Genomic DNA, 16323 nt, shown 5'->3' with positions numbered 1-16323 from the left:
CCTCAGAATGGTTGGAAATCATTCGAAGAGTGCAAAGGCATAAGGGAGCTTGACTGCGAGACCTACAAGTCGAGCAGGGACGAAAGTCGGGCTTAGTGATCCGGTGGTACCGAATGGAAGGGCCATCGCTCAACGGATAAAAGCTACCCTGGGGATAACAGGCTTATCTCCCCCAAGAGTCCACATCGACGGGGAGGTTTGGCACCTCGATGTCGGCTCATCGCATCCTGGGGCTGAAGTAGGTCCCAAGGGTTGGGCTGTTCGCCCATTAAAGCGGTACGCGAGCTGGGTTCAGAACGTCGTGAGACAGTTCGGTCCCTATCTGTCGCGGGCGTAGGAAATTTGAGAGGAGCTGTCCTTAGTACGAGAGGACCGGGATGGACGTACCGCTGGTGTACCAGTTGTTCCGCCAGGAGCACCGCTGGGTAGCCAAGTACGGACGGGATAAGCGCTGAAAGCATCTAAGCGTGAAGCCCCCCTCAAGATGAGATTTCCCAGTATGTAAGACCCCTTGAAGACGACGAGGTTGATAGGTTCGGGGTGGAAGTGCAGTAATGTACGGAGCTGACGAATACTAATCGGTCGAGGGCTTATCCTAATACGCTTATATAGGTCATACAACTTATAAGCAAACAGCTAAAGCAATTCAAGCAAGATCTTTCGTATCCAGTTTTCAGGGCGCAAACAAGCCCAAGAAACCTAGTTGAAGTAAGCGAACCAGCTTGCAGAACGAGGTTTTTTTGTTTTTCAAGAGAAGATAGATAAGGATCGTTTACTTCAAAGAATAAAGCTGTCCTCTAATGAACAGTGCTTAATTTAACTATAGCAGCAGTCTATACAAAATATTAGACTTCGTGAAACTGAGTAAGTCAGGGTGATAGTGTACTGCACTTTGTTTGCAATGGTACTTTGGATAGTGTCTTCAACCACATTATTATCTTCAGTTTCGTTATGAATTGATTAAATATGGTGAGTAAAAATAAGAATAAATAAAAAAGGGAGAATACTCATTCGGAATCGAATGGTACTCGCCCTTTTTATTGGAAATTAACTCAAAAGATTAGATTAAGCCACCAAGCTGTAGCAGCCTATGAATAACTTTGGCTGTTGCTTCTCTTGTTGTTGGGAGTAGTGGATTGAATATTTTGGCTCCTTTAGCGTCGGAACCTTGTATTAAACCAAGTCCAGATAGACGTTCCACACTATCTTTTGCATAGTCAGAAATCAATTCATGATCCTTGTATGGTTCATTCCCAGGCAATGTTTTAGTTGTGATTCGGAGCAATTGCGTTGCTTTGTCCAGCATAATTGCAAAGTCTTGACGACTAATCTTTGCATGAGGCTGGAATAGGCCATTACCAGTTCCTTTAATTAGACCAGCTTCAAAGGCAGCGGAGACATCTGCTGCAAACCAGTCTGTTGAATTTACATCTGTAAATGACGTCTCACCTGATCCGCTGAGACCTAACGCTCTCACCAATATTGCTGTAAACTCGGCACGAGTAATGGACTGCTTTGGCGAGAAGGTAGTTGCTGTTGTGCCGTTTAATAAAAATTTGTTTGCTAGTTTCTCTATTTCATTACTTGCCCAAGAGTGAGACAAGTCAGTGAAATTAACGGTTCTTGTTATGGCCGTATATTCAGAGAATCCAGGTCTGCTGACGATGACAGTCCATGTAAGATCATCCACACGTACGAACTTGGAAGGAGCGGCTGCTACCTTACCATTTGTATGGAATAGTACCCCTGCTGATGAAAGATCCTCTGTAGATTTGACTGTAAATGCGCGTTTAATCAATGTTCCATCCGTTTTTACTGGCTGTTCTCCCGATTCAGTTATATATATAGCCTCGAACTGAACAGGCACGCCATGTAGTTTGGATGATGGGTCTTGGTTGTCAAACAAAGCGCTCTTAGTTGCTGCAGCTCCAATGATAACATGTAACGCTGCTCCCTTTGGTGCATTTTTCAACAATTCAGTCGGTAGAGAAATGGAAGCTTCCCCCGTGTTGAAAATAATAGAGGAACCTGATGCTGCCGTTGCAAGTGCCTCAACTTGTTCTTCTGATAATTCCAGCTTAGACTGCTGCCCTTCGCCAGGTGATGAGCTTACAATTACAGCTACCGATGAATTTGGTAGTATAATCGATTTCAAATCATTTGTGTTCACGGTGACTTTTACAGTATTACCGTTTGTTTGTGCTTCTGTTTTAATAGGTTTTTGTGCTTGACCTTGATCAACAACTGCCTTAAGAGCAGGTGTATCTCCAGTTGGTTGTGGCGAAGGTGCAGGCGCTGATGGTACAGACACTGATGGTCCAGTAGGATTTGTAGGTGTTACTACAGGATAACTAACATGGAAAGACGCATAAGAATAAGCAACCTTGTTGAGCTGACCTGTAGCTTGAGTTATGTTGTAAGCTACTGTCTCGACACTATAGGTTCCTTCAGCCAATGTTTTCTTAACACTTTCACCTGACTCATTTACTACGAAATACTGGCCGTTCAATAGTCCTCTGATTTCAAAAGTGTCTGTGTCTAATGGAAGTTGGTTACTATTTTCATAGCCTCCAAGTACACCTAAATATTTATCATTTCGATCATAAACCAAAAATGCGAGCCCTGTAGCCTGTTTCTCCACTGGTATGGGCTTATTATATGTTACGGTCAACGTCCCAGTATCATTTACACCATCACCGTTGGGTGTAATTTTATTTGGTGCTATTTTTGAGTCTTGTAATATGAAATCGGACGCGGGAGCTTCTGTGCCTACATGTACGACAAATGGCAGTTGAAGTGTTGGATGTCCTGGGCTTTCAAGTAACACTTCTCCCTCGTATACTCCTGGTTGTGCAGTTGCCTTCGGTGCCAGTTCAAGTGTGAAAGAATGAGCAGACTTGGCGGAAGCTGTCAATTTCCGATTAGCATCAAGTCCTGATAAAGCAACTTCTATTTGAGAAACATCAGGAGTTTCAATTGGATTAAGCGGGTCTGATGTCACGTTAGCTTGCAGGTTAATTTTTGCTGAATAGGTAACTTCATAGTCAGAAATGTTTTTTAATTGTAGTGCAACGCTCTTAGCAGTATCTCCTGGTGCCATCAGACCAAAGCTGAAATTGCTGCCAAAATAATTAATGGTACGATCATTTAATTCAATATCTTGTATGACAATGTTTTCTACTGTTTGCAGCAAGGCAGGCGTTTTAAGTGCATTAGTTATATTTGTGCGGCCAGATCCTTGCGAATAAACATCGTAAAGCGTACCGTTTGCATTGTAGATATCTACCGCTGTATTTGCTAATGCTGCTCTAATATCAAAGGGGGACCAATCTGGATACTTCTGTTGCAGCAATAGTGCCAAGCCGCTTACATGAGGTGCAGCCATACTCGTACCATTTTTTCGACCATATGCAGTAGCGTAAGCTTCTGTTTGATTAAAGCCGGATATACTTGACATAATCGCAACACCTGGTGCAGTTACATCCGGTTTAATTAAATAACGTCCGTCCATAGTAGGACCTCTGGAGCTGAACGTCCCCATATCCTCGGTATAATGTTTTGCAACGGCATATTCGGTTGCGAACGTTAAGGTGAAAGGTTGATTTGGCTGAGCAGTTATTTCCCTAATCAGCTTGCGGCCTTCGTCTCCACGCATATCTAATATAGGAATTCCGCCAATAGAATCTCCAAGGTAGACATTGAAGTGATCGTCTCGACCAGCGATGGTTTCAGACAAGTCGGGTACATCAATATTGTTTTCCTTTTTTGCATTTCCGTTGAAAATGATGATTGCTTTTGCTTTATTCAAACGAGCGTACTGTTCTTTTTGTACAAATGGAAGTATCCCTCTAGATACAATGACGATTTTTCCTTCCACGTTTAAACCTTCATAATCAGATTCACGTCCTAAACCTGCATAAACGACCTCGTGTGCAGCTGTTCCGAAGATAGTTTGAAAATCGTCTTTTCCAGTCCCGAAACCTTCGATTAAAAATGGGTATGGACCCAAGTTAGGGAGCGATACATTAGCGCTTGCTTGGTAGACGCTTGTAGCTACAGAAGTAGCACCTACCGTAATGGCTAGCTGCGCATTGCTAGGCGTCCCGATTGAGTAGTAGTAAGGCTCACCAGGTTCATCGGCGGCATTGCCGCTTGAGACAACAACAACCGTACCACCTAGAACCGCATTGTTTATTGCAATTGCTTCTAACGAATGAGGGTTCTTATTTAAGGCGGAACCAAGCGATAAGTTCAAAACATCCATCCCATCTTTGACCGCTCGTTCGATACCCTCAAGGATTTGTGCGGAGTTGCCTGTTACTCTATTCAGTTCGTCCCGTCCTAGCACTTTATAGGCATAAAGATCGGATTCATAGGCAACACCTTTTTGTACAATTTCTGAAGTCTTATTTTGTGATCGTCCGACTATTGTACCTGCAACATGCGTACCGTGGTCAGTACCTACAAATGCTATATTTGGAATAGGGAAGTCTTCGTAGGGATCGTCATCATTAGATATTGAATCATAACCGCCTTTATAAGCATTCTTTAGGTCAGGATGAATATAGTCGACTCCAGTATCTAGCACACCGATTTTTAGTCCTTTGCCTGTAAGACCTTGTGCCCATGCGTCGGGAGCACCAATTAAATCTAATGGAGCGCTGTCATAAATAGGTGTGTTGTTGTTATCAGCTACTGGCTCTGGGGCTAAGTAATAGTTGCGATTTTCAACGATGGCAGTGACTCCTGGAACTTTAGCTAATTGAGGTATTTGATTAGCCGGAATTGCAATTTCTGCACCGTTAAGTACCGTGTTGAACCAACGCTTTACTTCTAATTGAATATTTCGTTTGAGGGCTTCACCAAGCACTGACTGCTGATTAGCATATAAACTTTTTTGTGAGGCAATCTCGTCAGCGGCGTATAAACCTTGACTAGCTGCATACTGACCTACTACAAGCGGCTCACCGGTTAGTTGTACAAGAACATGAATGATTTTACTAGAAGAGGTGTCAATAGAAGGTGAAATAATAGAGGAGTTTAGTTTGTGTTCAGCCTGTCCAATTGATTTTTTGAATTCAAAAAGGGGTGGCGGCGGTGCATTTGTTACAGTCACTGCTGCTGAAGCAGCCGGTTGCCATAGGCTAACCGCTAACGCTGCTGTCAGTGAAAGCACCATTGTTTTGGAGATGCGAGTAATTTTCAAATAAATTTCCCTCATTTCATTTGATAGTTTTGTATAAAAGAGTTGAAAACGTCTATATTCTACCATCTAATCACTTATAAATACAATGAGTTTACTAGGGAATGAAAGAAAAAAATATGATTAAAATAGCCCAAGCTTTGCAGAGCTAAATTGCTCATATACCGAATAGATGCTGAATTGGAACAGCTTGAATTAGTAGCGCTATAAAGAAATATATAGAGTTGCGCTAGCTAAGTATTATTTGTATTATAATAAATAATACTTAGATAAAAGTGAAGTTTTCCTTAGAAGGAGAGGTATTATGGTTATCTCATTGCAACTAGATAGCGAAACACCATTATATGAACAGCTACGTAATCAGATTATTATCGGTATCGCAACTGGTGAGTTAGCATCACAAGAAAAGCTCCCAACCGTTCGGCAACTAGCTGAAGATTTGGGCATCAATATGATGACTGTCAACAAAGCTTATTCACTTTTGAAGCAAGAAGGTTACATCGTAATTGATAGACGGCACGGGGCTAAAGTTGGTACGCGCGCGTTTGGTAGTGAAAGTACTGCCCTATCCCGGCAGTTAGAGAAGCAAATGCAATTGATTATTGCAGAGGCCACAATACAAGGAATGGATGAATCTCGTTTTCATACGTTATGTTCGAGAATTTTCGCCACAATGACCTATCAGCAAACCTAACTTTTATGAAAAAAGGTGATTCTTATGCTAACAGTGATTGTTTTAATCGTAGCCCTCATTAGTTTTATGACAATGGTGTTTACTTATAAGCCGCAAGCTAAATATAAAAATGGCATGTTGTTTGCTGTAACCTTGCCAGATGATGTGATCGTTCATCCACAGATTCTGAAGATTCAGGATCAATTTAATAAACAATTTACAAGTATAAGCGTGTGGTTGGTCGTTAGTCTCATACCACTGATACTCCTTCACTATTTAACACCTTATCAGGTTATATATTTCCTATTATGGATGTTCGTATTTTTTATCGTAATGGTTATTCCATTCCGCAAGGCATTTCGCGAAACACTTCATTTAAAACGTGAAAATGAATGGTTTGTCGGAAAAAAGAGTGTTATTCAAAGTGATTTACGTGTTGCACGGTTAAAAAATCAGCGCTCAGCACCGTTATGGTTATTTATAATTCCACTTGCGATGGGAATTGGAAATGTACTGTACGTTAGAGGTAAAGAGATTGAGTTGCTAGGACTTATATCTGGTGGTCTTGTGCTGACTATTTTATTTTTCTTTATCTCGCTCTTTATGCGGAGAACAAAAGCTAAAGTATATAGTATGAACAGTGAAGTGAATGTTAGTTTAAACCAAGCGAGGCGGAGATCCATTTCGTACATGTGGTTAATTATTGCTATCGTTGAGAATATTCATTTCCTACTTATTTACTTATTATTAAACAATGAAAATGCGAGCATGGATGGTGTATGGATTGCGATTATATCATTGTTTGCTGTTATACCTGTCGGTATAATTGTTGCTGTTTATCGCAAAATTAATGCGTTAGAGAAAGAAGTATTAGAGCAGGATGGTAAAGTTATTTATTCAGATGATGATGAATATTGGGCTAATGGCTTCACTTACCATAATCCAAATGATAAAAGTTTATTTGTAACGAAGCGAATTGGTATAGGTGAAACGATAAATACAGCAACTTTATTCGGAAAAATATTTGTAGGAGGAGTGTTCGGTGTAGCTGTTGCCGTTATTGTCGGCGTTTCGTTTATGCTGCTCCGTTCAGATATGACTTCGCCAGTCTTAACAGTCACAGCGGATCACAAAGTGGTAATTAATTATCCGATGTACTCGTTCGACTTTCATATTGCTGACATCGAGCAATTAACGCTTGTTGATGAGGTACCGGAAGGGAGAAAGACGAATGGGGAAGCTATGGCGAAATATTCCCGAGGGCAGTTTCGTTTGAAAGAGTTAGGCAATTCAAGGTTGTATATTTTCAAAAACAACCCTCCATATATTCGTATCAAACTAAAGGATAGTTACATTTTCTATAATGAAAAGAACCCGCTTTTCACAAAACAGTTGTTCGAGCATCTAAAAAATCAAGTACAAGCTGATTGAATGCTAGCGGCTCCTCAACAAATGGGAGGTGGCTGCAGCTTTGCATCATTATTTTCGATGATAACGGTAAGTTATGGCACAAAACTTCGGCAATCCATACGTTGTACGGATGTTCTTGATCAGATATGATGACTAGCGTTGGGATATGGATTTCTCCTAATCTTTTTATAGCATAAGGCTTATTGACTATAGAGAGATTAGGAGGAAATCTGCAAAAATTGTTCAGGTTTCTAACATTGTTCAGAACGAAGTTCCGTGCATGCATATTGCTGGATGATGGAAAATAGTAAGCCCAATAGCTGTTTTGAATAATAAACATTTAAAAGTCGAATTCAAAGGTTGTAAAGTTATCCACCTGTGGATATAAACGTTCATAGAGGGTTTGATGTTAGTAGTAACACTCTTTAGGTGAATATGTGCATAACAATCGGCTATTTCTATATACTTGTTGGGTTAGTATCCACATTCCCTGCACAGAAGTCTAATAACTGCTTCGCTCATTTATCCCTATTACATCAGCTACTTTCTGTTCTCGAATAGGCCATAACAAACGACTTAATAAAAGTCCTAACAATCCGAGGACGGAAGTTATTATTCCGATGATGACAAAGGATTGACCTGCGCCAACAGAACGGATGAGTAGTCCACCTGTAAGCGGTGCAACAAGCATAATAAAGCTAACAATCGTATTTTGTATGCCGAATATTCGTCCAGTCATGTGGGAAGGAGTATCTTGTTGCAGTGTATAGTTATGTGTGACCATGTAGAGACCGTTCCCAACTCCGATCAAAAAACCAAAACAAAGCAATAAGCTGAGTTCGATGCCAGGTTTAGAGCTACCCAGTAGTAAGATGCCTACACCAATAAAAATATATCCTCCACCAAATCCCCAACCGCTATTTATAGTAGTAAGTCGGTTCAAAAATAAGATGACGATTACTGCTCCTACACCAATCGCAGATACAAACCAACCAAGTAATGACTCATTGGAAGGATTGATATCTCGTAATACAGTCGAAAATTGATAGTCGATCATTAAGATAGAGAGCAGACCAAAGGAACCGTATACCAACGTGTGAAGTACTCTTTTGGCATGTAACATAAATCGCCAGCCGTCTCTCCACTCCTCCCAAAAGGAACGATGTAGGTTCTCCTGTTCACCCTCATCATCAACGTTCTCTTCTCTCATGGAACGTAACGGCCAAAGTAGCATAGCTGATATTAATCTCGTAATGGCATTTACAATGATGCACAGCTGCGGGGACATTATTACTAAAGCAAATGCACCAAGCAGCGGACCTGCAACTTTAGAGGATTGGTTCACAAGACCGTTAAGCGATGTTGCTTGGAGCAGTAAATGTGATGGAACTACTTGTTTGGTTAGAGCTTGCTGAGCCGGAACATGAAAGACACTCATAGCTGAACGAAGAGCAAGCAGTGGCAACAGCCAAGCCATATGAGATACCATTAACACGCATAATGTTAATGCTGCTGTACCTACATCACAGATCATCATGATACGTGCCTTCTGAACGCGATCCACTATTGTACCTGCAACAGATCCGAGCAATAGTCCTGGCAAAGCCATGACGACTGGTATTAAGGCAATCATTAGAGGATCTGCTCCCCAACGATAAGCGACTAACACTTGAATGGCTAACATATCAAACCAATCTCCAAATGTTGCGAGAGAATAGGAGGAGAAGATGAGTCTGAACTTACGGTTCGAAAGTAGTGCAAAGCGAGTTTTTGTTTCCATTGATTATTCCTCCGTCTTTGTGTAGATGGAATAATCATATCGGTACAATGTCAGAGGAATATCAGACGGATAGCAATGTGCTTTCTATAAGGTGCTCAAGCTCTTTTTTATGTGTTGTTAGCCTGTATTGTTTGTCCAAAGACTCAAACATCGTTTTAAACTTATTAAGAAGAACAGCGTCTTGCACATGTTGTTCCACATAAACAATAATCTGTTGTATGGAGATTACCAGTTGAGGGGTGTGTAAGGACATTTTTAATACTTCTATCCCTTCATCCAGTAAAATGATAGCATCTTCTCTCTTCCCACAAGACAGCAGCCATAGTCCTTTAACGATCTGATAACGTCCAACTTCTCGCAAATAAGGAGAAGACTGAAGCATTTCTTCTAGTCCGACTAAACGCTTTTCTACCTCTGAAAATTGACCAGCCAATAGAAGTACGTATACTTCCATAATTTCTATAGGTATGATAAAGCCTACTAATTGTTGTTCGTTAACGGTTTTCCTTGTATGTTTAAATTGTTTAATTGCATCAATTTCTCTTCCCGCATCTGCATATACTTCCATAATATTAAGGACAGTCATCTCTCGGTGTTGCTCGGACGAAAGCAGATTTGTTTTTAATGCTCTTTCACAGAAATCCAGTGTTCGTACCGCATCGGAGGTAGTTAATCTATGTAATATCAACATCCAATAAAATCGTTCCTGCATTGGAATATCACTTGAGTGAATAAACCACGAAATATCTCCTTGAATGAAGTGAATGTACATGAGGTAATAAGGATTGAGTTCAAAACCGAGTACATCTTGCTGAGTAGCTAATGCGATCATTGATTTACCTTGACCAAATCGGTGATACTTTTTGAATAGGTTTACGATAGTTTCCTTCATGTCGTTATCATTCATTGAAGGATTTTTAAATTGTTTTGGTTCTTGGATAGTAAGACTATACCCATATCCCCGTATGGTATGGATTTCAATAGACTCCCAATGCTTCAGCTTTTTCCGTAGTCTATAGATATGGTCATCAACGGTACGGTCCACAGGATATTCAAGCGGCCATACATGATCAAGTAGTTGTCCCCTTGTGAAGGTTCGATTACGATTTTCGAATAAAAATTGCAGCAATGCAAATTCTTTAGCTAATAACTCCTGACGATCCGAGCCATGGGTAACGGTATAATTAGTAGTATTAAATAATAGCTCCAACATCGTCCTTCTTCCTTCCGTCTCTAGTTAATATTAGAATAACATATATACTTGGGCCTATTAAGGTAACTTTGAAAGGATGAATAAAGATGATCCATTATCAGAATGAACACGTAACCGTGTTCCAAAGTGAACTATTTCAAACGACATCGACGGTCATTCAAACGAATGATATCTTACTTATTGTAGATCCTAACTGGCTTTCGGGTGAGGTAGAGGCGATCAAACAATATGTTAATGCGATAAAAGCGGAACGGGATACATATCTACTATTTACGCATGGAGATTTTGACCATATTATCGGCTATCGAGCATTTCCGGATGCAAAAGTAATTGGCAGTTCGGGACTGCATCATCATTCAGAGAAAGAGCAGAAGCTTGAAATGATTCGAGAGTTCGATGCCAAAAATTATATACATAGAAATTATCCGATTGAATTTCCGAGATTGGATATCGTCATTCATGAGGACGGTCAGCAGCTACGGGTAGGTGACACGAGTATAACTTTTTATTTGGCGCCGGGGCATACAGCAGATGGGTTAATAACTGTAGTTGAACCGTTTGGCATAATGATTGCAGGTGATTATTTATCGAATTTTGAGCTGCCTTTTATATATGACAGTGCGAGGGCTTATATACAAACTTTGGAGAAGACAGAGGGGATTTTCGCTGATCACTCCATTAACTTACTCATACCAGGTCATGGACAAGCAACTGACGATTCATTAGAGATGAACAGGCGACTAGACATGGCAACGGATTATTTAAACCGACTGATCGAAGCTGTTCGTTCTAATGGTGATGCCGTGCTCGAAGCACTCTATACGGAACATGCTTTTTTATCTCCTTTTACGGAGTATTGTCACAAAGAAAATATACGGATCATTAGAAGTGAATTCTTATAAAAAAGGTAAGCGATAGTACTGTGAGTAGAGTTAATGTTAACTCTTCTAATAGAACTATCGCTTTTTTTCACCTAATTTCCTCTGGGTGAGTATCCTGTAGTTACTACTGCTTTAGTAAAACGGGGGAATGAACATGGGATACTATATTACTGTCGAACCAGGCGTAAACATATTTGTAGAGGATATCAATCCTAAAGGGAACAAAACCATTTTGTTTATACATGGTTGGCCTTTAAGTCATAAACAGTTCGAATATCAGTTTAATGTACTTCCAGCAATGGGCTTTCGTTGTATTGGCATTGATTGGAGAGGATTCGGTAATTCCGATAAACCATACACCGGTTACAATTTAGACAGGATGGCAGATGATATTCGAGCAGTAGTCGGTGCGCTTCAGCTAAATAATGTCACATTAGCGGGTCACTCGACAGGCGGGATGATCTCCATACGGTATATGGCTCGGCATCAAGGTCATGGGGTCTCAAAGTTAGTATTAATAGATGCCGCATCTCCAATTGGCGTTACAGCAGAAGTAGCAGAACAGTTTATTACAGGAACTCTTAATGATCGTCCCAAAATGCTGCAAGATGTAACGAATATTTTTTTCTTTCAGCATATAACCGGTCCTTTCGCAGACTGGTTCCTACAGATGGGCTTACAAGCAGCAAGCTGGGCAACTGCTTCAATTATGGCCATGCTAAGAGATGAGAATGTATACGATGATCTTGGCAAAATCATTGTACCTACATTAATCATTCATGGCATTCATGATAAGGTTGTCCCTTTTGCACGAGGGGAGGAAACACATAAGTTAATAAAAGGCTCTCAGCTTGTTCCGTTTCAATATAGCGGTCATGGTGCATTTTGGGAGGAAAGAGATAGATTTAATAAGGTGTTGGTACAATTTATAGGGTAATCTTTATCTTCTTCTGATGGTGGGGATTTATCAAGAATAGATAGAGCTATCTAAAGTGTCTGAACAATCAATTGCGTCGTGATTGGCGTAAGGGTAGATTCGACGCTTTTTTTTGCATGCTTAATTATTAATGGCGATAATAGTTTTTGTTTCAATAATAGTACTCTCATTGTAAAATGTAAGGTAATGGCAGGTGTCTGTACAAAGCGCTTAGACTATGTATAGAGAATTTTATTAAACAGTAGAAGTAACGGATAGAGTTAGTATGATTTGGAGGTGCTGTCGTGGATACAAGACAATGGATGTCGATACTGCTATGCTTCGCGACGGCAATTATGTTGTTTGTAGCTTTTCTGTCTTATAGGAAACGTCATCTACAGGTAGCAAGAACGATGATATATATGATGCTAACCGCATCTTTTTATGCATGTGGTTATGTGTTTGAAATTTTGAGCGGCAGCTTAATAGGTGTAAAGTTGTCGCTACACATTGAATATTTGGGTATTCCTTTCGTATCTGCTTTCTGGCTGTTGCTGGTCATTCAATTTACGGGTCTTGCACCTCAGTATAGAAAAAGGATAATAGCATTACTATTCTTTATTCCTACAGTAACTTTTTTCCTCCATCTCACCAATGACTGGCATCATCTTATTTACAAGGAATATGTGCTAAATCCCAACGCTACCATTCCACTGTACAACACCATAAAAGGACCGTGGTATTCGGTTCATGCGGTTTACAATTACACTATTTTGTTGCTCGGGATCTTGTTATTTATCCCAATGTACTTACGAGCATTGCCTATTGTACGTAAGCAGATCGTTATTCTTATTTTGGGCGCGGCTGCTCCCATGTTGTTCAATATTGGTTATATGTTTAGCAAAGTGATCGACTTTACAACATTTGGATTTGCAGTTTCGGGAGTTGTATATGCTTGGGGTATTTTTAGGTTTAGGTTGCTTCGATTAGCACCTCTCGCCCATGCAAAAATGTATGATACAATTCGTGACGGTGTTGTACTGCTGGATTACGAGAATCAGATTGTAAGTCACAATCGTGCTGCTGAAGAAGTCTTCCCAGAGCTTGCTCAAACAAAAAGTTTTCCTGCGTCCTTTAAAGAAGTGATGAATGATTGTCCAGATTTACTCGCGAGAATTATAGTAACGAAATTTCAGGATGAACGGTTCTCGTTCCAACGCATACTGGACGATAGGCGCAGATATTATATGTGTAGCTTGACTTATATTTATGATACGGGAACGACCCCTATAGGTAAAATGTTGATGTTAGGCGATGTAACGGAGCTAAAGGAGAATGAAGAGAGGCTGCGTGAGAAGTCGGAGCGACTGACCCAGTTAAATGCTTTTAAGGACAAGCTGTTTACCGTTATGACACATGATATTCGAGATCCGATTGCGCTACTCGTTAGTTTGACGGAACTGCTAGGTGAAGAACCAACTGATAGCGATTTGGGGAATGTAGAAGTGTTTCAGGAAATTAGGCGACAAGTTCGTGGCACATTCCATCTTATCGATAATTTGTTAGATTGGTATCGCAGTCAGAATGGGGAAGTAGCGTTTCGCCCACAATCGTGGAACTTGCAACAAGTTGTGGAACAGGCTCTTTTGCAAGCTAGTGCAAGAGCTGGGATGAAAAATATCGTAGTAGAGGGGCTTATTGACGAAAGGTTGACTGTACAGGCAGATAAAGAAATGCTCGATCTTATTTTCCGCAACTTGTTGTCTAATGCGATTAAATACACTCCTGTCGGTGGGGAAATCAATATTAGGGCTTCTATTGAGGGAGATCTAGTAACAGTGTTCGTTAGCGACAATGGGAGCGGGATTGATGAGGAGACGGCGCAGCTACTTCGTCACGATGAGATGTATTTTAAAGAGCCAGCATTCGCGAGCAGAGATGATGGTGGCGAAATGAGATTTGGCTTAGTGCTCACACGCGAATTTCTTCGTATGCATGGAGGCAGTCTCCGCTTTGAGAGCTTAACTGGTCAAGGAACAACATTTTTATTTACGCTTCGGGGCTCTATTGGTGGTCTTGGAATAAATGAAAGTGAAGGAACGGTGGTGAGAAAAGTTGAAAGTTATATTGGTTGACGATGAACCTGTCATGCATTTAATTATGAGGAAAATGTTATCAAAGTATCCGAGCATGCAAGTAATGGGGGAGTTTGTAGATACACATGCAGCGACTGCCTTCCTTAACGAAAATGTGGATATCGATTTGGCATTTGTAGATATCTCAATGCCGGGAGACAGCGGACTTACTTTCGCTGCTAAGCTGGACAAGGAGAACAGTAAGACACAGATCGTATTCGTCACTTCGCATAAGGATTATGCATTGGAAGCTTTCGAATTATCTGTTCTAGATTACTTAGTGAAGCCAGTAACGCAAGAAAGACTCGAACGGACGATTTATCGTGTGCTTGAAAGCGGGAGAGTAGGTCAGCCGTCACTTAAGGATGTTGCCGCAACTAGCACTGTTAATGTTGCGACCTTAGGCGACTTTTTTGTCTGGAATGAGACGGGGCGTGTGAAGTGGATCTCTAGCAAGTGCGCGGAGCTCTTTGCATACTTGTTGCTAAACGAGGGCAGAAGAATTTCTCGTTCTCGGCTCGTTGTAGACATTTTCGCAGGAATGACGAATGTAAATGCAGAAAAATATTTAAACACAACCGTTTACCAGCTACGTAAATCGCTTGAGCCTATCGGACTAAGAGAATTCATTCAATCGGAGAATGACGGATACGTACTGGAACTGAATGATGCAGTTATAGACTTTGAGCAGTTCGAACGCCAAGTAAGTAATCTGGGGATTATAAACAGCGTAAACGTGGAAGAAGCTTTAAAGATTGAGCGGCTTTATACTGGCGATTTGTTTGGGAGTAAAGCATACGTATGGGCGATTCATGAAACAGATCGACTTGCGGAGATGTACACTACTTTTGTCAAAAATGTAGTGAAGACGCTCCTTGAGTATGGCAACACGAGCACCGCATCAAAACTGTTGTCGAAGTTGCATGTTCGTAATCCGCTGGATGAATCAGTTGTGGAGCTATTGATGAAGAAGCTGGGGCAAGATGGGGATAAAAAGGGATTGACCGCTCAATACACGGACTATGTGAAGCTCTTAAAGAAAGAACTAGGCATTCGCCCATCGAAAGAGTTGCTTCTATTATATGATTCTCTTATTAGCGGATTAACGGAAAGTGGCAAATAGTTTATTTGTCACATTGGTTGCAGAAAGAGGAGGTCAAACTTTTTATTTTCGGATAGTGAATAAGTAACCAGGGAGTGAGTGTTATGGATGCACACTACACGATCGCAAAAGTTGTTGATAGTCTAAAGCAAATTAATGGAGTAAATGCTCTGGTTCTTGGCGGTTCAAGAGCAAGAGGAACTGAAAATCCCCTCTCAGATATTGATATTGGAATCTATTATGATTCCGATAAAGGACTGGATATAGATGGGCTTCGTCGTATTACCGCAATTTTGGATGATGATCAAAGAGAAGACATAGTGACGGACACCGGTAGCTGGGGACCTTGGATTAATGGCGGAGGTTGGCTCAAAGTTAATCAACTACCGGTCGATTTGTTGTATCGCGATCAAAATAAAGTACTGGCGATAATAGATCAATCCCTGAGAGGTGAGATCACAATCGATTATCAACCAGGGCATCCACATGGATTTATAAATTCGATTTATTTCGCTGAGCTTGCTTTATGCAAAGTATTGTGGGACCCGTTAGGGCTTGTTAAAAAATTGAAGGGCAGAGCACTTCCATACCCACCAGTGTTTCAAAAAGCGATCATTAATAAGTTTTTATGGGAAGCCACATTCTCTCTCCAAAATGGGGGAAAAGGTATCTATAAAACGGATTTATCCTATATCGCTGGTTGTTGTTTCAGAGCAGTATCTTGTTTGAATCAAGTTTTGTTTGCTCTTAATGAAACGTACTGGATGAACGAAAAGGGCGCTTATGCTATTGTCGATTCATTTGTTTTGTCGCCATCAAAATATGCGAATAGAATTAATCATATATTTGCTTTAGTTGCAGAAGATCAATCGGAGTTGGAGAAGGCTTTAGACATGTTGCGTGATCTTATTTCTGAAACAGATCAGCTCGTGCGGTCCAAAGTATCTCTGAACTGACCAGAAATTACGATAGAAAAGAGTTTAACCCCGACCAATTATGGTCGGGGTATT

10 protein-coding genes and 1 rRNA gene are annotated in these 16323 nt (G+C 40.7%); 8 read left to right on the top strand and 3 right to left on the bottom strand.

The window, feature by feature from the left end; genetic code table 11:
* Window positions 1-598 (top strand): 23S ribosomal RNA (locus I6N90_RS24480); the annotation flags it as partial.
* 462 nt (window positions 599-1060) lie between these two features.
* Here the strand turns inward: I6N90_RS24480 and I6N90_RS25185 are convergent.
* Entirely contained in the window at window positions 1061-5272 is a 4212-nt protein-coding gene (locus I6N90_RS25185) for a S8 family serine peptidase (protein WP_269669557.1), read from the bottom strand.
* Between the two features lie 235 nt (window positions 5273-5507).
* Between I6N90_RS25185 and I6N90_RS24470 the strand changes: the two genes are divergently transcribed.
* A complete protein-coding gene (locus tag I6N90_RS24470; RefSeq protein ID WP_197938545.1) occupies window positions 5508-5897 on the top strand; it encodes a GntR family transcriptional regulator in 390 nt (129 codons plus the stop codon).
* 24 nt (window positions 5898-5921) lie between these two features.
* Window positions 5922-7307, top strand: a complete 1386-nt coding sequence (locus I6N90_RS24465) for a DUF5808 domain-containing protein (protein ID WP_197938544.1) — start codon at window positions 5922-5924, stop codon at window positions 7305-7307.
* Window positions 7308-7788: 481 nt separating this feature from the next.
* On the opposite strand, the gene I6N90_RS24460 is transcribed toward I6N90_RS24465, so the two are convergent.
* Window positions 7789-9066 carry an MFS transporter gene (locus I6N90_RS24460; protein ID WP_197938543.1) on the bottom strand — a complete coding sequence of 426 codons (1278 nt, stop codon included), beginning with the start codon at window positions 9064-9066 and terminating at the stop codon, window positions 7789-7791.
* 61 nt (window positions 9067-9127) lie between these two features.
* Window positions 9128-10279 carry a winged helix-turn-helix domain-containing protein gene (locus I6N90_RS24455; protein ID WP_197938541.1) on the bottom strand — a complete coding sequence of 384 codons (1152 nt, stop codon included), beginning with the start codon at window positions 10277-10279 and terminating at the stop codon, window positions 9128-9130.
* Window positions 10280-10365: 86 nt separating this feature from the next.
* On the opposite strand from I6N90_RS24455, the gene I6N90_RS24450 reads away from it, so the two are divergent.
* From I6N90_RS24450 to I6N90_RS24430, 5 genes are all read left to right on the top strand, one after another.
* The gene (locus I6N90_RS24450) at window positions 10366-11181 is read left to right on the top strand and encodes an MBL fold metallo-hydrolase (RefSeq protein ID WP_197938539.1); all 816 of its coding nucleotides are present in this window, start codon (window positions 10366-10368) and stop codon (window positions 11179-11181) included.
* A gap of 133 nt (window positions 11182-11314) precedes the next feature.
* Window positions 11315-12097 carry an alpha/beta fold hydrolase gene (locus I6N90_RS24445; protein ID WP_197938538.1) on the top strand — a complete coding sequence of 261 codons (783 nt, stop codon included), beginning with the start codon at window positions 11315-11317 and terminating at the stop codon, window positions 12095-12097.
* A 284-nt stretch (window positions 12098-12381) separates the two neighbouring features.
* The gene (locus I6N90_RS24440) at window positions 12382-14211 is read left to right on the top strand and encodes a sensor histidine kinase (protein WP_197938537.1); all 1830 of its coding nucleotides are present in this window, start codon (window positions 12382-12384) and stop codon (window positions 14209-14211) included.
* Entirely contained in the window at window positions 14192-15334 is a 1143-nt protein-coding gene (locus tag I6N90_RS24435) for a response regulator (RefSeq protein WP_197938536.1), read from the top strand. The genes I6N90_RS24440 and I6N90_RS24435 overlap by 20 nt, the downstream gene beginning before the upstream one ends.
* An 83-nt stretch (window positions 15335-15417) precedes the next feature.
* Entirely contained in the window at window positions 15418-16269 is an 852-nt protein-coding gene (locus I6N90_RS24430; protein ID WP_197938535.1) for a nucleotidyltransferase domain-containing protein, read from the top strand.
* Window positions 16270-16323 lie beyond the last annotated feature (54 nt).

Source organism: Paenibacillus sp. GSMTC-2017, from assembly GCF_016019935.1.
Taxonomy (GTDB): Bacteria; Bacillota; Bacilli; order Paenibacillales; family Paenibacillaceae; genus Pristimantibacillus.
This window is presented reverse-complemented; position numbering and strand designations above follow the sequence as displayed.